Here is a 21,213-nt window from a genome sequence, read left to right on the forward strand (position 1 = left end):
ACAAATGAAAAAAAACATATACCTCGCCATCCTTTCCGGACTATTACTTTGGATAGCCTGGCCACCTACCCCTTATACCTCGTTCCTGCTATTTGTTGGACTGGTACCGATGTTGGTGGCGATGGAGAATATCATCACCATCGATGGAACCAAAAAAGGCCGACGCATATTCCGCCTGACGTTTTGGGGCTTTGTGGTGTGGAATTTCCTGAGCATTTATTGGGTGTATAATGCCCTCAAGATGATCGGCGAGATCGTGGCGATCCCCGTATCTTTGATACCCTACTTTTTAGGTCCGGCGCTAATGGCGGGTGCATGCTGGTTCTATTACCGTTTGCGTTTGCATATCCCGCGTGGCTGGGCTTTAGCGGCATTGGTGTGCCTTTGGATAGGGTACGAATACCTGCATCAATCATGGGAACTGAACTTCCCGTGGATGACCTTAGGCAATGGATTTGCGACCACCCACCAATGGATACAATGGTACGAGTACACCGGTGTTTACGGCGGAACCATTTGGGTATGGGCGGTAAATATTTTCATCTTTTTGATCTACATTGGTCTGCGCGAACAGCAAAAGAAAACCACCCGTCTGGCCCTGATAGCAGGTGCGGTGTTGATCTTGGGCCTACCTTTAGGCTTATCACTCAATAGATACTACAGTTACGAGGAAGAGGTTAACCCATCTAACGTTGTAGTGGCCCAACCCAATATCGACCCGTACGGTAAGATCAATACGTATCCGGCCTGGGAGCAATTGGCCATACTGACGCATGTTTCTGACTCCTTAGCGCAACCCAATACCGAGTTCTTCATTTGGCCGGAAACGGCCATTGCCGAGAGCACCGATGTTGCCAGGCTTCGCGATAGCCGCTATTACAAACAGACTCAACAGTTTTTGAGCCGATACAAGAATGGCAACGTGATCACCGGGATAGAGGGTTACAAGATCTATCAAGACCGTGCCACTAAAACGGCCAGCCGGTCGGGTGATGGTTCTTACTATTACGACAGGTATAACTCGGCTGTGCTGATAGAGAACTCGGCCAGTGTGCAATGGTATCATAAATCACGATTGGTGCCGGGGGCAGAGTCTTTACCGTTCGGTGAGGCCTTATCTTTCCTGAAGCCCATCTTTGACCATTTAGGCGGTGCTACAGGCAGCTATGCCGGGCAGGATAGCAGTGCTGTGTTCTACACCCAAAGCGGCATCGGTGCCGATCCTGTGATCTGTTTCGAGTCTATTTGGGGCGAGTATGTGTCCTCCTCCGTACGTAAGGGCGCCCAATTCATAGCCATTATTACTAACGATGGCTGGTGGGAGAATACATCGGGCAAAGATCAGCACCTGGACTACGCCAAACTACGTGCTATCGAGAACCGCCGCTGGGTGGCCCGCTCGGCCAATACGGGTATCTCGGCATTCATCAACCAACGCGGCGATATCGTACAGCAAACCAAATGGTGGGTACGGACGGCCTTGCGGCAAAATATCAACCTCAGCAGCGAGCGGACCTTCTACACTATGCATGGCGACTACCTGCCTAAAACAGGCAGCGTGCTGGCATTGGTGATGATAGGCTTGGTACTGATCAGGATCAAACGACCTGCAATACCTAAAGTGAGCAAGTAGGCATTTCGTAAGTGCGATCACGCTCTTGTTCGCGCGTGAATACGAAGCACCCGACAAGTGTAACGCGCTCATTGTCAGTGTTTTTTTCTTGGCCGTGAACAAGCGTTGCAGATAGGTCTCGCTTTTTTTATTTTAACAAATTGCATATCAGTCGCTTATGTTATCTTGTTAGAGCAATTGGCGAGATTCGCCCGTGAACAACCTTTTGAGATATATTTCTTTTTAATGCAGTTGCCAAACCCTCGACAGCATAAGAAATTATAGAGCCATGGGCGGAAACGCTTACCGCCCCGCGCCTTGCCAACCCGCAAATACCGTATTAACACCCTTGTCAACCTCGGTCGATCAACCTAAATTTATAAACCAATAACACCTATCCTCCATTTCATGAAAAAGATCCTATCTATTGATGGCGGCGGTATCCGCGGCATTATCCCCGGCCAAATTTTAGTGGCCTTAGAAGAAAAATTACAGAAACGCAGCGGCCGCCCCGACGCCCGCATTGCCGAATACTTCGACTTTTTTGCAGGCACAAGTACGGGCGGTATCCTCTGCTGCATACTGATGTGCCCAAGTGCCGACGATCCTAACAAACCCCGGTTCTCGGCCAAGCAAGCGGTTGACCTTTATATCAAGAACGGCGGCGAGATATTCGACCGCACTGTTTGGCAAAAGGTAAAAGCCCTGGGCGGCAACCTCGACGAAAAGTTCGATGCCGCAGCTATCGAGCGCATCCTAAAGGAATACTTCGGCGACCTGAAGTTGAGCCAATTGGTGAAACCCTGCATCATTACAGCTTATGATGTAGAGAACCGTAATGCCCATTTTTTTGCCCAGCAGGATAATGTGCTGAAAGGCGATGGCGGCGACTTTTTGGTGCGCGATGTTTGCCGCGCTACATCAGCCGCGCCTACGTATTTTGAGGCGGCGTCTGTCAAGTCGGTAAGCGGGGTCACTTATGCGCTGGTTGATGGCGGCGTGTTCGCCAATAACCCTTCGCTTTGCGCCTACTCCGAGGTGCGAAATGCCAAAGGCGAACCAACAGCTAAGGATATGCTCATCGTATCCTTAGGGACAGGCAGCGAAAATAGGTCGTACCCTTATGATGATGTGAAGGATTTTGGCGCGATAGGCTGGGTGCGCCCCGTGATTGACATTATGATGGCCGGCGCGGCCGAAACCACCGATTATCATCTTAAAAAAATGTTCGGCGCGCAGCATCACGATAAAAACTATATCCGCATACAACCAACCAATATGCGCCGCGCCAGTTACGAATTGGACAACGCATCGAAAGAGAACATCGAAGCCCTGGTAGAGGTTGGTATAGACACCGCGCAAAACTGCCCCGAACTGGACGAGATCGTAGAGCTATTGATCGCCGACTTGGGACAGGATCCGGTGGAGTTTGAATAAGGGGTTTATCACTCCAAAGCCATAAAAAACCTCCTGACAAAGCACCGACAACGCCGGCGGACATTTTTTGTTGATTTGCTTGATATGAGCAGCAAAAAATTACGCCTGAGCGTGTTGGATCAATCGCCGATACGCAAAGGGGCGACCGCTATACAGGCCGTGCAGGAGACCATCCAACTGGCCAAATTTACCGAGCAATTGGGCTACACCCGTTTTTGGGTGGCCGAACACCATAACACAGGGATACTGGCAGGCTCGTCGCCGGATGTGCTGTTGGCGCATTTGGCGGCGCATACCAGTACCATCCGTTTGGGATCGGGTGGGGTGATGCTACCTAATCATAGCGCCTTAAAAGTGGCCGAAAGTTTCCGCATGCTGGAGGCGCTGGCGCCGGGTCGCATTGATCTGGGTATGGGCCGCGCACCGGGTACGGACAGGGTCACCGCATCTATACTGAACCCATCAAACCAGTTCCGCGAACAAGATTTTGTAGAGCAACTGGCCGATCTGCAAAATTATTTCCATGATACCGCAGATCCAGGTACGATACACCGCAGCATACGTGCTATCCCGCAGGTTGATACCGTCCCTGCCATGTGGCTGTTAAGCAGCAGCGGGCAAAGCGGCCTATTCGCCGCTCATTTTGGGATGGGCTTTTCATTCGCGCATTTCATTAATCCGGTAGGCGGACCGCAAGCGGTGAAACTGTACCGTGACAGGTTCCAACCATCAGATGACCTGACCGAGCCGGAAGCCAATATGGCCATCTTCCTTTTTTGCAGCGAGGATCCGGAAAAGGTAGTTCAATTTAAGGCCGTAATGGATGCCCGTTTCCTCCAATTTGAGAAAGGGGTGATCACACCACTATCCTATAATGATGTTAAAGACGTGGTTTACACTGAAGCCGAGCAGGACCGCATCCGCTACAACCGCCAGCGCGTGGTAGCCGGATCGCCAACCATGGTTAAAGAGCGCCTGAACGTGCTGGCGGAGAATTATGATATAGACGAGATCATGGTAGTGACCATTTGCGAGGATTTTGATGACAGGTTGCGTAGTTACGGGTTACTGGCAGAGTTGTTTGAATTGGAAAAATTGAGTTGAGCAGACAAATTGATCTTATTTGCTAAAAAAATGCTGTTCTCTATTAAAAATTATGGTGTTTAGGCTGTCATGGCGAGCCTGCCGAACAATGGTGCGGATAGACGTCGTCGGCTTTGCAACTGCGTTAACAATTGTGGCAAAAAGGCCCACACACCATCCTTCGACAGGCTCAGGATGACAGCCTTTTTATTATTTGAACAGGCTATTTGGCCGTCATGGTGAGCTTGTCGAACCATGGTGCGGAGGGGAGTCGTCGGCTTTGCATCGGCGTTAAACATCGTGGCAAGATCCCGCGCACCATCCAGATGAGCCGCTAAAAATAAAAGCGCCCGCAAACTACGGGCGCTCATCAAACAACTAACTGATCATCTATTTCATTTTAGCCTGATACTGCTTTATTCCGTTCACAATAGCGGTAGCCATTTGTGCTTGTTTATCGGGAGCGGTTATAAACTTAAGATCGCTCGCGTTGGTCATGTAGCCTAACTCTAACAAAGCGGCCGGCACGGTCGACTTTTCCAGCACCACCAAACGTTGTTTCTTAACGTCCTGCATAGTAGCTATGCCGTTCAGTTTACCCAATTCGGCCAGGCAACTGCTTGCTAATTGCAATGATGCATCGCTGGTTTTTAAAGCTGTGATGGCCAGGATCCCGTTCTGCTTGGCATTATATGGTCCGGAGTTCACATGCAGGGAGATGAACAGGTCGGCTTTTTTGTTCAGGCGCTCATCGAATGAAAGGTACTCATCGGTAGTGCGGGTAAGTACAATATCCATCCCGGCGGCATCACCGGCGGTCTTAACCGCTTTGGCAATGGATAGCGCCAGATCTTTTTCGGTGAAGCCTTCAGCCTGGCCACCTGTATTTTTGCCGCCATGGCCGGGGTCTATCACTACCGTAAAATTGCTTTTGGTTACCGGTATTACGTTTTGCGCATACACATGGTCCACGCAAATAAACCAGACCAATGTGGCCACTACCGGGGCAGTAAGTAGGTATGCTACCTTACTGATCTGCTTACTGCCCTTGGCAAACAGCATATTCACGCGCTTATTCAACTGACTGCCACTAAAATTGTTCACCAGCGCCCGGGCGTTAAATCCGGATAGTTTTAACAGCATTGCCGCGTAATCTTTACGATCGTAACGGTTGGTCACTGCTGCATCTACCTGATATTCGTGTACCTGCTCCATGGCGGTTTTATACAGATAAGGTATCGGGTTGAACCATAATACCACCTTGGCGATCTCTATCAGGAGGGTATCTATAGAATGCAGCCGTTTGATGTGTTCCTGCTCGTGGTTGATGACGACAGCTTCTTCGGCGGCATCCAGATCGTTCTTTAAAAAGACGATGTTAAAGAACGAGCTGTTGTGCAAAGCGCCGGCTTGTTTAACCACGAACAGTTGTCCTTCGCTAACCCCTTGACGGTATCCTTTAACAAGCAGTTTTGTGATGCCCGCGATCAGTTTGATACCTAACAATACCGCGACAGTTAGGTAAACATACAACAAGATGTCAGGCATCGACCAGGCTGTATCCACGGTTGCTGCGTTGTTAATTACTTTGCCGATGGCCGCGCCGGTAGCGGCAACGTGTTCATCAGCCATCAGGTCAGTATCCGCAGCAACTTCCCGTGTCAGGCTGAAATGCAGGGCGGGGATAATGAAACTCAAAGCCAGTGTACCCAGTAAATACCATCGGTTGAGACCGAAAAAGGTAAGGCGGTTTAAAAACATACGATAGAAAGCGTAAAAAGCCAGCGTGCATGCCGATGCTTTTAACAGGTAAAGTAGGATGCTCATAATTTTGGATCTTGGTTTTTGTTAATGATATCGTTTATTTTGGCCAGCTCTTCCTGGCTTAGCGAGTGCTCTTTTACTACGAAGGATAGCAGGCTTTCTACCGAGCCGTCAAAGTAATTGGTGAACATTTTTTTGAACGATGCCTTGCGATATTGCGCCTTACTGATAGCAGGCGAATACTCGTAGGTTTTTCCGTAGGCTTTAAATTTGATGTAACCCTTTTTCTCCAGCACCCGCACCATAGACGATATGGTGTTGTAGGGCGGCTTAGGGTCGTCGGGCATTGCCTCGATAATGTCTTTTACAAAGGCCTTTTTAAGGTCCCATAAAACTTGCATCACGCGTTCTTCGGTTTTGGTCAGCTCTTCCATATCACAAACATATAACTTGTTTTGCAATTATACAACTGTAATTGCAGTTTATTAATTGCAAATGCAGTTATTAGGGGCATTTGCTAGATAAGTATCTTATTTTTAGCGATATAAAATTATTGAAAGTGTTGATTAGCCGCTGATCTCGACGACCTTTTCGCCATTTTTTAGCAAAGAAGCGACCTGGGTCAGTGTCTCTTTCAGTATCGAGCACATTTTGCTATTGGAGGTGTTGCCGCAAGTGATCCAAATAAGTTGCGGAGGGATATCATAAAGTTCGATAAGTTTTACAAAGTCGGCATCTTTGCTCATGATCACCACTTTTTCGGCCCGGGCGGCTTTAAAGATCTCGTGGTCGGTTGAAAACTGCATGTTGAGGGACCTCATAGATGAAGCCTGTATCTCATCAAAATTTTGGTTGATGAATAACGCAATGAAAGGAGAAAGTTGAGCGTCGACCCAGATCCTCATGCGGCTATCACCGGGTGGTCAAGTTTGCTACCGGCATATTTTAAAGCCGCCTCAATATCTTCTTTTTCAAGATCGGGCATTTCATCTAAGATCTGTTCCTGAGTAAGCCCTGTCGCCAGTAGGTCTAAAATATCGACCACACGGATACGCATCCCACGAATGCAGGGGCGCCCGCCACACACATTAAGGTTCACAGTAATGCGTTCTTTCCAAGTCATATACAAATATAAATATATTCTAACTTGTAAAGAATACGTTTATCCGGCACTATGTAAGTTCTCCCGTCAGCCAAAGTCACCATCTTTTGGCTACCCCGTCCCATACGTCAACCATCTTTCCTATATTAGCGGTTTCCATATCAAACACGTTGTATGATGATCAAAAACATATTATTAGCGGCCTTTTTAGGTTGCGCCATATCGGCAGTTGATGCCCAAACATTGACCCAACCGCCCGAAGTGCAGGCGGCATTCACTAAAGGTACCCGCCAGGCCAGCGGTAAACCCGGCGACAAATACTGGCAAAATAAAGGCATTTACAATATTTCGGTAACGGTCAACCCGCCTGATAAGACCATTAAAGGAACGGAGCAGATCACCTACACCAATAACAGCCCCGACGAGCTGAAAAGCCTGAATATGAAACTGATCATGAATATGCACCGCGGCGGCCGTACCCCTAAGCCCGAAGCCGGCATACAGGTTGACAAGATCACCGCCGACGGCAAGGCCATTGCCTGGGATAACGCTACAGCAAGCAAGACCAACCAAATGATCGACCTGCCGAAGGCGTTAAAGTCTAAAGGAACAGTGAAATTGAATATCGATTGGCACTTCCAACTGTCCGACGGTACACAAGGCGGTCGCGAAGGCTGGATAGACCAAACCTCATATTTCCTGGCTTACTTTTACCCGCGCTTGTCGGTTTATGACGATTACCTGGGTTGGGACACGCAGGAGCATACCGGCGGGTTGGAGTTTTATAACGACTTTAACGATTACACCCTGAATGTTACCGTACCTAAAAACTTTGTTGTTTGGGCTACCGGCGACCTGCAAAATCCGGCCAAGGTATTGCACCCGGAGACAGCTAAAAAACTGGCCGCATCACTTACCAGCGACTCAACCATTCACATTGCCAACGTGCAGGATGTTGCCGCCAAAACCGTCACCGCACAAAACCCGACCAACACCTGGACCTTCACCTCAAAAAACATCAGTGATGTTACTTTAGGTTTAAGCGATACTTATGTTTGGGATGGCGCGAGCGTGGTGGTTGATAAAAATACCGGTCGCCGTGCAAGTGTGCAGGCGGCATTCCCGGATAAGTCGGCCGATTTTCATCACTCGGTACAATTTAGCCGTAACGCTTTGGGTTGGTTCTCTAACAACTGGCCGGGCGTGCCTTACCCATTCTCGAAAAGCACGGCTTTCCAGGGTACGGCCGATATGGAATACCCTATGATGGTGAACGATAGCCCGGCAGATGATCTGGCCTTTGCCCAATTGGTGCAGGACCACGAGCAGGCGCATACCTATTTCCCTTTTTACATGGGTATTAACGAGAGCCGTTATCCATTTATGGACGAAGGCTGGGCTACCACGCTGGAATACCTGATCGGTATCAGCGAACGGGGCCAGCAAAAAGCCGATGCATTCTACAAACAATTTAGGATAGTAGGTTGGGCTACCCGCTTTAACCACGCTAACGAGGTGCCGGTGATCACGCCGGCCGATCAGGTGCGGAGTGGCCAGGGAAATAACTATTACAACAAACCATCATTAAGCTACCTGGCATTGAAAGATATGTTGGGCGATGAATTGTTCAAGAAAGCTTTGCACACCTACATGGACAATTGGAACGGTAAGCACCCTATCCCATGGGATTACTTTAACTCCATGAATACCGGCAGCGGTAAAGATCTGACCTGGTTCTTCCATAACTGGTTCTACACGCCGTTCTATACCGACCTGGCTTTAGAGTCGGCTGCCAAAGGTGGCGATGGCTACACTATTAACATCAAAAATATTGGTGGTTTCGCCCATCCATTCGATGTTGTACTGACCTATGCTGATGGTTCGACCGATAAATTCCACCAAACACCTATCGTTTGGGAGAAAGATCAAAAGCAAGTAACAGTAGCTGTAAAAGCGGCTAAAGAAGTTACGTCTATCACGTTAGACAACGGCATTTTTATGGATGCTGATGTGAAAAACAATAGCTGGACAGCGACGAAATAGTTTAGCCCTCCCAAACCCTCCCTGAAGGGAGGGTTTTAAAATATAAGGCCCGGTCGAGCGTATACGCTTGACTGGGCCTTTTTTGGAGGGTTTTCGCTCCCGTAATTGCCAAACAAGTTCTTGGCGTTGCGACAAGTTACGATAACTCCGCTTCTATCGCCTGCAAGATCACCCTGCAAGCCTCGCGTATCTGTTCCTCAGTAATGATCAGTGGCGGAGCGATACGCATGGAATTACTGCAATGCAGGAACCAATCGGTGATCACGCCGTTAGTTATGCAGCGGTCTATAATGCGTTTGTTCACTTCAAAGCTCTCAAACTCTGCAGCCAGCATCAGCCCTTTGCCGCGTACTTCTTTAATAGCGGGATGCACCAGCAACTCGCGAAATAGTGCCTCCTTAGCAGCAACGCTATCGATCAGGCCCTCGTCTAAGATCACTTCCAATGCCGCCAAACCCGCCGCGCAACACACCGGGTGACCACCAAAGGTGGTGATGTGGCCAAGTATAGGGTTCTCTTTCAGCGCGCCCATTACTTCGGTACTTGCTATAAAAGCGCCTAAGGGCATACCACCACCAAGTGCTTTGGCCAGCAATAAAATATCCGGGACGATACCGTAATGCTCAAAAGCGAATAACCGCCCCGTGCGGCCCATCGCGGCCTGTATCTCATCAAGCACCAGCAATGTACCTGTGGCTTTGCAACGCTGGCTTAAGGCTTGCATGTATTCCACATCTGCCACGCGGATGCCGGCCTCACCTTGTACGGTCTCTATAAAAATCGCGGCGGTCTCTTCAGTTATCTTATCAAGATCGGAAGGGTCGTTAAAGCGGATAAAGCCGGTGTTAGGTAACAGCGGACGGTAAGCTTGCTTGAACTCCTCGCTACCCATTAAGCTTAAAGCACCCTGGGTGCTGCCGTGATAAGAATTATGGCAGGCTAATATTTTTGAGCGGCCGGTGTAACGCTTAGCCAGTTTCATAGCTCCCTCAACCGCTTCGGCACCGGAGTTGACGAAGTAGACCGAACTAAGCGGATCAGGCAATAAACCCACCAGTTTCTCGGCCAGTTTAACTTGTGGGGTTTGCACGTATTCGCCATATACCATCAGGTGCATGTATTTATCGACCTGATCTTTTACCGCTTGGGTCACACGCGGATGGCTATGCCCGGTATTGCTCACACCGATGCCCGATATCAGGTCGATATGGGCTTTGCCGGCGGTATCATAAAGGTAAACACCTTCGGCCCGTTCAAATTCCAGCAGTAGCGGAAAATTGGTGGTTTGCGCGTTATTGGCTAAGAAAAGTTGTCGGTGCGTAAGCATGGTGTAAAGGTAGGGGTTTTAAATAAGGCTTAGCGATGCCAAAACAAGATCATAAATAGCCAATTTGAGCGATACGCTTTTGCCCGCCGTTGATACCTTTGTTATTTGCGTTACAGCACAACCAATTTTAAACACATTCATGGCATCCTTAACTAACAAGCAGTACCGCTTTGCGTTCATCCTGATCACGTCCTTATTCTTTTTATGGGGATTTGCCCATAACTTGGACCCGATACTGATCCCGCATCTTAAGCGCTCGTTCACATTGACGACAACCCAATCTACCTTAATAGATACCGCGGTTTACATGGCCTATTTTATCATGGCTATTCCGGCAGGTTTTGTGATGAAGAAGTATGGTTATAAAACCGGGATCATTATGGGGCTGCTAACTTTTGCAGTAGGTTCGTTTTTATTTATCCCGGCGGCCAATACACAGCAATACACCTTCTTTTTGATCGCTTTGTTTATCATCGCGTGCGGTTTAGCCACCTTAGAAACAGCGGCAAACCCTTATGCCTCGGCGCTTGGCGATGCTGAAACAGCTACACAGCGCCTAAATCTGTCTCAGTCCTTTAATGGCCTTGCTACCGCTTTAGCTCCAACTATTGGAGCGATGATCATCCTTACTGAAGGCTATTCTGACGATGAATTAAATGCGATGACGGCTACCGCGAAAAAACTTGCCCTCGCATCTGAGGCATCTACAGTAAAAATGCCTTATTTTATTTTAGGCAGTGTTCTGGTAGTGGTAGCTATCGCCTTTGCTTTTACTAAACTACCTGATATCAGGACAAAAGAAAATTCAGCGTCAAAAGGAAATATCCTACGCGCTTTCAGACACAGCAATTTATCGTGGGGCGTAGCGGCGCAATTTTTTTACGTAGGTGCGCAAACTTGTGTATTGAGCTTGTTTATACTATACGCCACCGAAGCTGCGGGTATAGCCGAATTAAGTGCCGCTTACTATTTAAGCGCATGCGGTTTTGCTTTTTTGGCAGGTCGCTTTTTAAGTACACTTGTGTTTATGAGATTTATGAAACCCCATCACTTGCTAACTTTGTATTCGGCAATGTGCGTGTTGTTGTGTATAGTGGCTTTAATATGCCAGGGGATGGTCACGATCTATGCTATCATCGGGATATCTTTCTTTATGTCAATCATGTTCCCGACAATATTTTCACTCGGCATCGCTAACCTTGGGGCCGATCGCGAATTTGGCAGCAGCCTCATTATCATGTCTATCGTTGGTGGTGCGATCATTCCACGGTTATTCGGATATGTCGCTGATGCTACCGGAAATATCCAATACGGCTACATTGTAACGTTGATCTGCTTTTTGGTGGTGATGCTATTTGGCATTAAGGGATACAAGACAACAAATAATAAAATAATCAAAAGTCCGACAGTTAATTAACATGACAAGATATACCTTAGCCCTTGACCTGGTAGGCGACCTTACACTGATCGCCGAATACGAAGCATACCACAAAAAAATATGGCCCGAGATACACGATAGCATAGCCTCTGCCGGGGTGACCGATATGGAGATCTACCGTTTCGGCAACCGCCTGTTCATGATCATGGAGGTGTATGATACTTTCAGCTTTGATGCCAAAGGCGCGTCGGACGCGGCCAACCCTAAAGTGCAGGAATGGGAGCAACTGATGTGGAAGTACCAGCAGGCCATCCCCGGCGCAAAACCGGGCGAAAAATGGGTACTGATGGACAGGATATTTAAGTTGTAGCGGGAAGTCCGAAAGTCGGGAAGACCGGAAGTCAGAAAGATAATAGTTGAGAGTCTTACGAGGCCTGAGGAACTAACATCCGCAAGAGCCAATAAAGTTTTTTTGCAACATAGTCTGCCCTTTAATTATTGTAAAGATCCCTTTCATTAATGAAGTTTCTTCACCATCATCTATCTTCTCTGTGATTTCAATTTTTATTTCATATTCGTCATTGGAATACAAGTATTTGCTGCTACCCTCCTTATGTTCTTTAAGAAAAATTTTTTCAACCTTATTGTTGATCGACACAAAAGCAGTATTGCCAAAATCATTGACCATAAGATATCTTCGCCGCTTCTCATCTTTTTTAGACAGATAGAAATCACAACTGCATCCATCTATTTCATCAGGGATAACTACAAAAGCTGTCAAATTGATGCCTGGATCAGGCTCACTTCTCTTGTTGTTAACTGTAGGGCCTTTCTCGTTCGAAGAATTACTTTTTACCATGTAACTATCCCGGGAAGCTGAACTAAGCACTTTATTCTTGTTAGATGCATTTCTATTGCAGGATAATAGGGGAATGAACAAAAATGATAATGCTATTAGTTTGTTCATGTCTTAGAATAGAGGTCTATATTTCTTGAGAGCTTGAAACTAAATTACGAAACTTCGTACGTTTAAAAGCCGACCTAAATCTTCAACCACAAAAACAGCAATGCTGCCAGGGTCGCCCCTATAATTGGACCAACAATTGGTATCCATGCATAACCCCAGTCGCTATCCCCTTTGCGGGGAATAGGTAGGATAGCATGCATGATGCGCGGACCAAGATCACGCACAGGATTGATAGCATATCCCGTAGTACCACCCAAGCCCAAACCAATGACCCAAACCAAAAACGCCACCCTTATAGCGCCTAAAGACCCCAGTCCGATCACGATCTTACCCTGAGTAAACTCTGCATCGGTAAAATAAAATATCACAAAGATGAGCACGAAAGTGCCGATGATCTCGCTGATGAGATTAGAACTGGTTTTCCTGATGGCGGGTTCGGTACAAAACGTAGCTCGTTTTGCGCCCGCATCTTCGGTGATAGTGTAATGGTCCTTATAAAACAGCCACACCAAACCTGATCCCACCATTGCGCCAGCCAATTGGGCTGCGGCAAACAATGGCACTTTTGCCCATTCAAATTTTTTGGCAATGGCCAGCGCCAGCGTTACCGCCGGGTTGAGGTGCGCGCCGCTGTAGGGGGCAGCGATCACTACACCCACAAATACCGCCAGTGCCCAGGCAGTGGTTATCACCATCCAACCGCTATCGTGCCCTTTGGTGCCTTTTAGCACTACGTTGGCAACAACACCGTTACCCAATAATATAACAATAGCGGTGCCTATAAATTCGGCTACAAGTTCGTTCATATTCGTATGATCTGATCTTAAATTTAGTCTTGGGTTGCTGCTTTGGCAGCTTTTACGGCGCGGTTCCAGCCCTTGATGCGCTGTTTGATATCCTGGGTATTCCCCGGCTCAAAGCTACGTTCAACCTGCCATTGTTTGCTTATTTCGTCCATGCTGCTCCAAAACCCGGTAGCCAGGCCGGCAAGATAGGCCGCGCCAATGGCGGTCACCTCGGTCACTTGCGGGCGGATCACTTCGGTTTCCAATAGGTCGGCCTGAAATTGCATCAGCAGGTTATTGGCCGTTGCGCCGCCATCAACACGGAGTTGTTTGATAGATAGACCCGAGTCAGCTTCCATGGCTTTCAAAACGTCCATGGTCTGGTAAGCGATGCTCTCTAAAGCTGCCCGGGCAAAGTGAGCTTGATTAGTGCCGCGTGTGATACCCGTGATAGTCCCCCTCGCATCCTGATCCCAATGCGGCGCACCCAGTCCTGCAAAAGCAGGGACAATGTACACACCACCGGTGTCATCTACTTTTAAAGCCAGCGTCTCGACATCGGCCGATGAGCTGATGATCTTCAACTCATCGCGGAGCCATTGTACAACCGCTCCGGCTATAAAAATGCTGCCTTCTAAAGCGTATTGCACCTTGCCGCGTACTTTCCAGGCAATGGTGGTCACCAGGTTATTTTTAGATAAGATGGGCGTGTCACCAATGTTCATCAGCATAAAACAGCCTGTGCCGTAAGTATTCTTCACCATACCATTAGCGGTACACATTTGCCCAAACAAGGCCGCCTGCTGATCCCCGGCTATCCCCGCAATCGGTATCTGGCCCGAGAAGATGTTCCCCGCCGTTTTGCCGTAGACCTCGCTCGATGACTTCACCTGGGGCAGTATCTCCCGTGGGATATCAAATAGTGATAGCAACTCTTCATCCCACTCCAACGTGTGGATGTTATAGATCATGGTCCGCGATGCGTTGCTCACATCGGTAATATGTGTTTGCCCGCCCGTTAAGCGCCAAACCAGCCAACTATCAACCGTACCGAAAGCGATATGCCCGGCGGCGGCCTTTTCGCGTGCACCGTCTACATTATCCAGTATCCATTTGATCTTGGTGGCCGAGAAGTAGGCATCAAGGATAAGCCCGGTCTTTTGCTGGATAAGATCCCGGTGGCCTTGGGCTTTCAGTTCGTCGCAATAGGCTGATGTACGGCGATCCTGCCAAACTATGGCGTTGTATAAGGGCTCGCCGGTGCGTTTATCCCAAAGGATGGTGGTCTCGCGCTGGTTGGTGATACCGATAGCGGCTACATCGTGCGCACTGATATTGGCATGGATAATGGCTTCGGCAGCGACGGATATTTGAGATGACCATATCTCGATCGCATTATGCTCAACCCAGCCTGGTTTGGGATATATCTGCTTAAATTCTTTTTGGGCGACGGATACTATGCCCCCCGCTTTATTAAAAACGATGGCACGTGAGCTGGTCGTACCCTGATCTAACGACAAGATGTATTTTTCCATTGGTGGATCAAATATAACGGTTTACCAAACCCGCTTAGGAACGGGCTGATGGTTAAAATTGGTTTCGATTTTTAAGAAAGTGTAAGTATATAAAACAAAACGGAATTATTAAAATATAACACTGAATTTATACTTGATAGTTTAAAAATGCCTAATTTGCGTGTTTAAAGCCAATAAAAACCAATGATCAACTTAGCCGAGCGACACCAGTTCATCCTGAATAAGTTAAAAAAGGAAGGCAACTTAAACGTTGTGGAACTTTGCCAGGAACTGAAGGTGTCGTCTGTCACCATACGTAAAGATCTGAAGGTGCTTGAAGACAAGAACCTGCTTTTCCGCACCCATGGCGGCGCTACGCTCACCAACCCTTACATTGTTGACCGCCCGGTGAATGAAAAGGAAAAAGTGCAATCGACAGAAAAGTTGAAGATCGCAGCCGCAGCCGCAGGTTTGGTAGAGGATAACGATTCGGTCATTATCGCATCGGGCACTACCATGCAGTATCTGGCCAAAAGTTTACCGCCACGCATGGGGCTTACCGTGATCACATCTGCGCTGAACGTAGCTTTGGAGTTGTTGAAATACCCTACCGTTGAGGTGATGCAATTGGGTGGCTTGCTGCGCAAAAGTTCATCATCGGTAACGGGCACTTATGCCGAGCAAATATTGGCCGATTTTTTCTGCAGTAAATTATTCCTTGGTGTCGACGGTATCGATCTGGATTTTGGCTTGACCACCACCAACGCCATGGAGGCCCAGCTTAACCGCCAAATGATCAAAGTGTCGCAAAAGACCATCGTTTTGTGCGACTCGACCAAATTCGGTCGCCGTGGATTTGGCAAAATATGTGGATTGGAAGATATCGACCACATTATTACCGATAGCGGAGTATCCGAACACGTAGTGAAGACCTTAGAGGGTTTGGGGATCACGGTGACGATAGTGTAGATCAAGTCGACATCCCGATGGGCATATTCAATAAAATATTTAAACAGGATAATGCCGGGGTTAAGGTGCAATACTTTGCCGAAGCGGAGGTGGCTTTAGATGGTAGTGAAGAGTGTAATGCCAGCTTACGAACATTGTGTGTAGAGCAAGCAGTGGCCAAAACTACCGAACTATATCTTGAACTTACGTTTAAAGATAACTTACTACATAGTGGCCGGGTGATTAACGAAGAGGAAGAAATTACAGAAGGCGATCTATGGGAGTACATTAATATACCCGGAGCGATAGGCAAACTGAGTTACTTGCCGCTGGAGCCAAACCTTGTTTACGGTTTTAGTACTGATAGAAATGGTTTGCACCAATTTGGGGGCAAGGCACCTGATGATCTGGTAGTACCCAACGGACAAAGCGCAGTATCATTTCAATACCTGGGATTCCTTTCCAATTCAGATAAAGCATTTTCTTGGTTGCCATTCACAATACATTTGGTCTGCCCGCTTTACTTAAATTTTGAGTTGCTATACCTGGATCATAGCGACCCTTTCCATCCGGTCGTTATTAACACAGAAGAACTTGCGAGATGGGACACATCCTACAACGAACTCGATGCTGATAGTTATATAGAATATGATGTTTTAAGATTTAGCACTAAACGAAAAGGGCTGACCGAAGGAGGGATAGGGCATACCGGCATCCCCGTTTGGATACAGAACAGGGTGATCCCCCGCTGCCCCAAAACCAACAGGACAATGCGGTTCCTGTGTCAGATCGGTAATGAAATTGACTTACCTGTAGTTAAAAGCAATGTGATCATTAATAGTGATATTAACAGGATCTTGTTTGAAAAAATGAATTTTTGGGGCGACGGCGATCTGTACATATTTTTTGAGCCAGAAGCTAAAACCGTGTGCTATTACATTCAGCATACTTAGATCGGCTTTGCAACAAATAATTAGCGCGGAACCTATGCCTGTTACAACATTTTGCTACTTTTGGCCGTATTAAGTATAACCAATTCACACGTTTTCCCGGCAGGTTTAAATTTGATAAAGCATAAGGTGGCAATAAAGGCTGTTCCCCAATTTTTCGTCGTTAAGTTATTTGCCCTGGCTTGTTTGCTGTGCTTATCGGCAGGTAGTTTTGCCAACTCTGAAACCGACGACCTGTTTGATGAACTGAAAGCCGAGTTCGCTAAAAAAGCATCGTACGATAGCCAAAAAGAGGGCCGGATAAAAGAGTTGAAGACCGCGCTCGGCCGCACCTCGCCGGTTAATGCCAAAAGCCGTTTCGATATCTGCAACAAGATCTACGAGGAGTACCGCTCCTATCAATACGATTCGGCCTATACGTATGTGAACAAGCTGTTGTCCATTAGTCGCGAGTTGAATGACAAAAGCAAAGAGGACCTTAGCCGTATGAAGATGGGCTTTATCCTGCTGTCGTCGGGCATGTTCAAAGAGACGTTCGATAGTATGCGCGGCATTGATGTGCGCGATCTGGATCAGAACGCCAAGGTAGAGTACTACTCCATGATGATGCGGGCCTATTACGATCTGGCCAATTACAATAATGATCACCATTACGCTCCGGCTTACACGGCCAAAGCCAACGAGTATATCGACTCGGCCATTGCTTTGAGTCAGAATGGATCTTACGATAACGTTTATCTTACCGGATACAAAAAGTATAAGAACGGGTCGGTCGACTCGGCCATTAGCATTTTTACCGGTCTGCTGGATCCTAAAAAGCTTAGCGAACACCAATACGCCATCGTAGCATCAACCCTGAGCAACGTTTACCAAAATACGCCCCAAAAGGACAAAAGCATCGAGCTGCTTACCAGGGCGACCATCAGCGATATCCGCTCATCAACCAAAGAGACCATCGCCCTGTTTTGGCTGGCCGAGATCCTGTACAAAAAAGGAGATATCAAAAACGCCTACGTAGCCCTGGAGCACGCCCTTGACGATGCCGAGTTTTACGGTGCCCGCCAGCGCAAGATCCAGATCGGTACTTTACTGCCGGTAGTAGCATCCGAAAAGCTGAATTACATTGAGCGTGAAGAACGTTTCTTCGTGATCTTTTTGAGCGCCGTAACCGTACTGGCATCGCTGATCGTTGTGGTGACGATCATGCTCTTCCGCCAAAACAAAAAACTGAAGATCAAAGAAAAGATCATCGACGATAAGAACCACCAGTTAGAGAAAGCCAACATGCGCCTGCTGGAAGGCACCAAGATCAAAGAGGATTATATCGGTTACTTTTTTAATGTCATCTCGGGTTATATTGTTCAGTTAGAGCGTATCAAGCGCTCGTTGGATACCAAACTGTCCATCAAAAAGTATGATGATATACAGATACTGGCCAACGGTATCAATATCAAGAAAGAACGCGAGACCTTGTTTTACACCTTTGATCATGTGTTCATTAAGATATTCCCCAATTTTATAGAGGAGTTTAACTCCCTGTTTAAAAAAGAGGACCAGATCTGGCCTAAAGAGACCGAAGTACTTACCACCGACCTGCGCATCTTTGCCCTGATGCGTATGGGCATCACCGATACCGAAGCCATTGCCAAGATCTTGGAATACTCAGAAAAGACCATCTACGTGTACAAAATGCGCATCAAAGCCAAAGCCCTCATCCACGGCGATGAATTTGATAACCGAATTATGGCCATTAAGGCGGTGGATCTGGAGAAGTAGCGGAACCACCTACTTAAACTATTTGTCCTTCGTGCCTACCCATGACATGTAATAACACAGGATGGCGTGGTAGCAACGAGCAGGGTGAGGCCGATCGTATCAAGATCGTCACCTTAAAAACTCGGTCACTTTGCAGTAAAATACCTATCATTGGTACACTGAACTCTTTAACCACCATTAAAGGCCGTTGCCCCGATCAGCAAAGGCATTAGTACATTATGAAATTAAGATCTACTTTACTGGCGCTGTCCTTAGTGGGCAGCAGCGCGTTCGCGCAGCAAAAGGACCTTGTAAATTATGTGAACACCCTGCAAGGTACCAACTCCAAACACGAGCTGACCCGCGGTAATACGTACCCGACAACGGCATTACCTTTCGGCATGCACACCTGGACCCCGCAGACCGGCAAGAACGGCGACGGTTGGAAATACCAGTACTTTTTGGATGCTATCCGTGGTTTTCAGCAAGCGCACCAGTGCAGCTCGTGGACGAGGGATTATGCCGTTTTCTCGCTAATGCCGATGTTCGAATTGGAGGTTGACGAGACCAAACGCGCGGCCAAATTCAGTCACGCTAACGAGGTGGCTAAGCCTAATTATTACAAAGTACAATTTGATAATAAGATCACTACCGAAATTTCGCCTACCGAGCGTGGCGCACATTTGCGTTTCAGCTATCCGGCAGGGCAAAAAAGCACGCTGGTGTTGGATGGCTATACCGGCCTGAGCGGCGTGAAGATCTACCCTAAAGAACAAAAGATAACCGGCTACGTAAATAACGGCGAAGGCTTTAAGCGCGGCTGGAAAAGCCATTTTGTACTTTACTTCGATCAGCCATTTAAAACCTGGGGTACCTGGGAGAACCGAAACAAAACCACACAAGCCGATTCAACATCTGCCGAAGGCCGTGGCCGCGGCGCTTACATCACCTTTGCCGATGGCGCTAAGGTGCAGGTAAAAACAGCATCGTCATACATCAGTTTGGATCAGGCCGAACTGAACCTGAAACGCGAATTAGGTGCCGACAAAACTTTAGAAGCTACCAAGGCTACCGCCGCGGCAGTGTGGAACAAAAGCTTAGGCAGGGTAACTATGGAAGGCGGCTCACAAGCCGATCTGGAAACGTTTTATTCTTGCTTCTTCCGTGCCAGCTTGTTTTCGCGCAAGTTTTATGAGTTAGATAAAGATAACAAGCCGGTGTATTTTAGTCCGTATGATGGTACGGTACACTCGGGCTACATGTACACCGATACCGGTTTTTGGGATACCTTCCGCGCGCAGTTCCCGCTAAACTCGCTGGTGCAGCCAGAGATGCATGGCCGCTATATGCAAGCCATGATAGATGCTTACAAACAATGCGGCTGGCTGCCATCGTGGTCGTTCCCTTCAGAGGCGGGCAGTATGATCGGTAACCATGCGATATCACTTTTTGCAGATGCCTGGGCTAAAGGTTTGAAAACCTTTGACCCGAAAGAAGCCCTGGCCGCTTACGAGCACGAGGCCATGAACAAAGGCCCTTGGGGACCGGCCAATGGTCGCGATGGTGTTAAAGAATATAATGAACTGGGTTATGTACCGTACCCTAAATACCGCGAATCGACCGCAAAAACTTTAGAGTACGCTTATGATGACTGGGCGGGTTACCAATTGGCCAAAATGACCGGTAACCAAAAGTATGTGGACATGTTCCAAAAGCCAATGTACAACTACCGCAACGTTTACGATGCATCTACCCGTTTTATGCGCGGTAAAGGTTTGGATGGCACCTGGACCACTAACTTTGACCCGATCGAGTGGGGCGGACCGTTCACTGAAGGCAACTCGTGGCATTACACCTGGTCGGTTTTCCAGGATACTAAGGGCTTGATCGGACTGATCGGCGGTGATAAAAACTTCAACGCTAAACTCGACTCCGTTTTTAGCGAACCTAATAAAGTTAAAGTAGGCACCTATCGCGGCATGATCCACGAGATGACCGAAATGGTGATGGCCAATATGGGACAATACGCGCATGGTAACCAGCCTATCCAGCACATGGTTTACCTGTACAACTATTCGGGTGAGCCGTGGAAAGCGCAATACCACTCGCGTAATGTGATGAACAAGTTGTACAGCGCTACCGAGAACGGTTACCCCGGCGACGAGGACCAGGGCCAAACATCATCATGGTACGTACTAAGCGCTATGGGCTTCTACAGCGTAACCCCGGGCACCGGCGAGTACGTATTCGGTAGCCCGATGTTCAAAAAGACCACCTTGAATTTAGAGAACGGCAAAAAATTCGTGGTGGATGCACCGAATAATAGCGCGGAGAATGTCTACATCAAATCGGCTACCCTGAATGGCAAGCCATATACCAAAACATACATCACCCATGCCGATATGCTGAAAGGTGGTGTGTTAAAACTGGTGATGAGCAATGTGCCTAACAAGACCAAAGGTATAAAAGAAGCGGACAGACCTTACTCTTTAAGTAAGATCTAAGAGGCATTTTTGTATGCACAAGAACACCCAGGCGGCTATCCGTT

Annotated in this window: 20 protein-coding genes; 11 read left to right on the top strand and 9 right to left on the bottom strand. The window is 47.8% G+C overall.

The genetic code is table 11. The annotated features are described in order from the left end of the window. Positions 1–4: 4 nt before the first annotated feature. The 3 genes from lnt (at position 5) to IRJ16_RS06685 (ending at position 4,153) form a co-directional block, all read left to right on the top strand. Positions 5–1,633, top strand: coding sequence for an apolipoprotein N-acyltransferase (lnt, locus tag IRJ16_RS06675; protein WP_194110749.1), 1,629 nt, complete (start codon positions 5–7; stop codon positions 1,631–1,633). Between the two features lie 387 nt (positions 1,634–2,020). Further along, complete coding sequence (locus IRJ16_RS06680; RefSeq protein WP_194110750.1) at positions 2,021–3,049, top strand: patatin-like phospholipase family protein; 1,029 nt, start codon at positions 2,021–2,023, stop codon at positions 3,047–3,049. An 84-nt stretch (positions 3,050–3,133) separates the two neighbouring features. Further along, positions 3,134–4,153 (top strand): LLM class flavin-dependent oxidoreductase, encoded by a 1,020-nt coding sequence (locus tag IRJ16_RS06685; protein ID WP_194110751.1) that lies wholly within the window; start codon positions 3,134–3,136, stop codon positions 4,151–4,153. A gap of 59 nt (positions 4,154–4,212) precedes the next feature. Here the strand turns inward: IRJ16_RS06685 and IRJ16_RS06690 are convergent, their stop codons facing one another. From IRJ16_RS06690 to IRJ16_RS06710, 5 genes are all read right to left on the bottom strand, one after another. After that, entirely contained in the window at positions 4,213–4,503 is a 291-nt protein-coding gene (locus tag IRJ16_RS06690) for a hypothetical protein (RefSeq protein WP_194110752.1), read from the bottom strand. Positions 4,504–4,522: 19 nt separating this feature from the next. Beyond that, on the bottom strand, positions 4,523–5,959 hold the full coding sequence (locus IRJ16_RS06695; protein ID WP_194110753.1) for an N-acetylmuramoyl-L-alanine amidase: 1,437 nt from the start codon (positions 5,957–5,959) through the stop codon (positions 4,523–4,525). Continuing rightward, a complete protein-coding gene (locus IRJ16_RS06700; protein ID WP_194110754.1) occupies positions 5,956–6,330 on the bottom strand; it encodes a BlaI/MecI/CopY family transcriptional regulator in 375 nt (124 codons plus the stop codon). The genes IRJ16_RS06695 and IRJ16_RS06700 overlap by 4 nt, the downstream gene beginning before the upstream one ends. Positions 6,331–6,462: 132 nt before the next feature. After that, positions 6,463–6,801 (bottom strand): DUF5615 family PIN-like protein, encoded by a 339-nt coding sequence (locus IRJ16_RS06705; protein ID WP_194110755.1) that lies wholly within the window; start codon positions 6,799–6,801, stop codon positions 6,463–6,465. Beyond that, positions 6,798–7,019 carry a DUF433 domain-containing protein gene (locus tag IRJ16_RS06710; protein WP_194110756.1) on the bottom strand — a complete coding sequence of 74 codons (222 nt, stop codon included), beginning with the start codon at positions 7,017–7,019 and terminating at the stop codon, positions 6,798–6,800. Before IRJ16_RS06710 ends, IRJ16_RS06705 begins: the two co-directional genes overlap by 4 nt. A gap of 153 nt (positions 7,020–7,172) precedes the next feature. On the opposite strand from IRJ16_RS06710, the gene IRJ16_RS06715 reads away from it, so the two are divergent. Continuing rightward, positions 7,173–9,041, top strand: a complete 1,869-nt coding sequence (locus IRJ16_RS06715; RefSeq protein WP_228079908.1) for a M1 family metallopeptidase — start codon at positions 7,173–7,175, stop codon at positions 9,039–9,041. Between the two features lie 136 nt (positions 9,042–9,177). Here IRJ16_RS06715 and IRJ16_RS06720 read toward each other — a convergent pair whose 3' ends face one another. Further along, positions 9,178–10,368 carry an aspartate aminotransferase family protein gene (locus IRJ16_RS06720; RefSeq protein ID WP_194110757.1) on the bottom strand — a complete coding sequence of 397 codons (1,191 nt, stop codon included), beginning with the start codon at positions 10,366–10,368 and terminating at the stop codon, positions 9,178–9,180. Between the two features lie 139 nt (positions 10,369–10,507). Between IRJ16_RS06720 and fucP the strand changes: the two genes are divergently transcribed. Beyond that, complete coding sequence (gene fucP / locus IRJ16_RS06725; RefSeq protein WP_194110758.1) at positions 10,508–11,785, top strand: L-fucose:H+ symporter permease; 1,278 nt, start codon at positions 10,508–10,510, stop codon at positions 11,783–11,785. Between the two features lies 1 nt (position 11,786). Beyond that, complete coding sequence (locus tag IRJ16_RS06730; protein WP_194110759.1) at positions 11,787–12,116, top strand: L-rhamnose mutarotase; 330 nt, start codon at positions 11,787–11,789, stop codon at positions 12,114–12,116. 72 nt (positions 12,117–12,188) lie between these two features. On the opposite strand, the gene IRJ16_RS06735 is transcribed toward IRJ16_RS06730, so the two are convergent. The 3 genes from IRJ16_RS06735 to glpK all read right to left on the bottom strand — a co-directional run bounded on the left by IRJ16_RS06735 (position 12,189) and on the right by glpK (position 15,033). Then, entirely contained in the window at positions 12,189–12,713 is a 525-nt protein-coding gene (locus IRJ16_RS06735) for a hypothetical protein (RefSeq protein ID WP_194110760.1), read from the bottom strand. Positions 12,714–12,787: 74 nt separating this feature from the next. Further along, the gene (locus IRJ16_RS06740) at positions 12,788–13,519 is read right to left on the bottom strand and encodes an MIP/aquaporin family protein (protein WP_194110761.1); all 732 of its coding nucleotides are present in this window, start codon (positions 13,517–13,519) and stop codon (positions 12,788–12,790) included. Between the two features lie 23 nt (positions 13,520–13,542). Continuing rightward, positions 13,543–15,033, bottom strand: coding sequence for a glycerol kinase GlpK (glpK, locus tag IRJ16_RS06745; protein WP_194110762.1), 1,491 nt, complete (start codon positions 15,031–15,033; stop codon positions 13,543–13,545). Between the two features lie 183 nt (positions 15,034–15,216). Between glpK and IRJ16_RS06750 the strand changes: the two genes are divergently transcribed. From IRJ16_RS06750 to IRJ16_RS06770, 5 genes are all read left to right on the top strand, one after another. Beyond that, on the top strand, positions 15,217–15,981 hold the full coding sequence (locus IRJ16_RS06750; protein ID WP_194110763.1) for a DeoR/GlpR family DNA-binding transcription regulator: 765 nt from the start codon (positions 15,217–15,219) through the stop codon (positions 15,979–15,981). A 17-nt stretch (positions 15,982–15,998) separates the two neighbouring features. Then, positions 15,999–16,913 (top strand): hypothetical protein, encoded by a 915-nt coding sequence (locus IRJ16_RS06755; RefSeq protein WP_194110764.1) that lies wholly within the window; start codon positions 15,999–16,001, stop codon positions 16,911–16,913. Between the two features lie 126 nt (positions 16,914–17,039). After that, a complete protein-coding gene (locus IRJ16_RS06760) occupies positions 17,040–18,686 on the top strand; it encodes a DUF6377 domain-containing protein (protein WP_194110765.1) in 1,647 nt (548 codons plus the stop codon). Positions 18,687–18,727: 41 nt separating this feature from the next. Further along, positions 18,728–18,898: a hypothetical protein gene (locus IRJ16_RS06765; protein ID WP_194110766.1), complete on the top strand. Its 171-nt coding sequence runs from the start codon at positions 18,728–18,730 to the stop codon at positions 18,896–18,898. 6 nt (positions 18,899–18,904) lie between these two features. Beyond that, positions 18,905–21,169 carry a GH92 family glycosyl hydrolase gene (locus tag IRJ16_RS06770; protein ID WP_194110767.1) on the top strand — a complete coding sequence of 755 codons (2,265 nt, stop codon included), beginning with the start codon at positions 18,905–18,907 and terminating at the stop codon, positions 21,167–21,169. Positions 21,170–21,213 lie beyond the last annotated feature (44 nt).

The organism is Mucilaginibacter myungsuensis (assembly GCF_015222005.1).
GTDB classification, from domain to species: domain Bacteria; phylum Bacteroidota; class Bacteroidia; order Sphingobacteriales; family Sphingobacteriaceae; genus Mucilaginibacter; species Mucilaginibacter myungsuensis.

Excerpts from the sequence above, each read along its gene's own strand:
- lnt (WP_194110749.1), top strand. The coding sequence starts at position 5 with ATGAAAAAAAACATATACCTCGCCATCCTTTCCGGACTATTACTTTGG.
- IRJ16_RS06680 (WP_194110750.1), top strand. The coding sequence starts at position 2,021 with ATGAAAAAGATCCTATCTATTGATGGCGGCGGTATCCGCGGCATTATC.
- IRJ16_RS06685 (WP_194110751.1), top strand. The coding sequence starts at position 3,134 with ATGAGCAGCAAAAAATTACGCCTGAGCGTGTTGGATCAATCGCCGATA.
- IRJ16_RS06690 (WP_194110752.1), bottom strand. The coding sequence starts at position 4,503 with ATGAGCGCCCGTAGTTTGCGGGCGCTTTTATTTTTAGCGGCTCATCTG.
- IRJ16_RS06695 (WP_194110753.1), bottom strand. The coding sequence starts at position 5,959 with ATGAGCATCCTACTTTACCTGTTAAAAGCATCGGCATGCACGCTGGCT.
- IRJ16_RS06700 (WP_194110754.1), bottom strand. The coding sequence starts at position 6,330 with ATGGAAGAGCTGACCAAAACCGAAGAACGCGTGATGCAAGTTTTATGG.
- IRJ16_RS06705 (WP_194110755.1), bottom strand. The coding sequence starts at position 6,801 with ATGAGGATCTGGGTCGACGCTCAACTTTCTCCTTTCATTGCGTTATTC.
- IRJ16_RS06710 (WP_194110756.1), bottom strand. The coding sequence starts at position 7,019 with ATGACTTGGAAAGAACGCATTACTGTGAACCTTAATGTGTGTGGCGGG.
- IRJ16_RS06715 (WP_228079908.1), top strand. The coding sequence starts at position 7,173 with ATGATGATCAAAAACATATTATTAGCGGCCTTTTTAGGTTGCGCCATA.
- IRJ16_RS06720 (WP_194110757.1), bottom strand. The coding sequence starts at position 10,368 with ATGCTTACGCACCGACAACTTTTCTTAGCCAATAACGCGCAAACCACC.
- fucP (WP_194110758.1), top strand. The coding sequence starts at position 10,508 with ATGGCATCCTTAACTAACAAGCAGTACCGCTTTGCGTTCATCCTGATC.
- IRJ16_RS06730 (WP_194110759.1), top strand. The coding sequence starts at position 11,787 with ATGACAAGATATACCTTAGCCCTTGACCTGGTAGGCGACCTTACACTG.
- IRJ16_RS06735 (WP_194110760.1), bottom strand. The coding sequence starts at position 12,713 with ATGAACAAACTAATAGCATTATCATTTTTGTTCATTCCCCTATTATCC.
- IRJ16_RS06740 (WP_194110761.1), bottom strand. The coding sequence starts at position 13,519 with ATGAACGAACTTGTAGCCGAATTTATAGGCACCGCTATTGTTATATTA.
- glpK (WP_194110762.1), bottom strand. The coding sequence starts at position 15,033 with ATGGAAAAATACATCTTGTCGTTAGATCAGGGTACGACCAGCTCACGT.
- IRJ16_RS06750 (WP_194110763.1), top strand. The coding sequence starts at position 15,217 with ATGATCAACTTAGCCGAGCGACACCAGTTCATCCTGAATAAGTTAAAA.
- IRJ16_RS06755 (WP_194110764.1), top strand. The coding sequence starts at position 15,999 with ATGGGCATATTCAATAAAATATTTAAACAGGATAATGCCGGGGTTAAG.
- IRJ16_RS06765 (WP_194110766.1), top strand. The coding sequence starts at position 18,728 with ATGACATGTAATAACACAGGATGGCGTGGTAGCAACGAGCAGGGTGAG.
- IRJ16_RS06770 (WP_194110767.1), top strand. The coding sequence starts at position 18,905 with ATGAAATTAAGATCTACTTTACTGGCGCTGTCCTTAGTGGGCAGCAGC.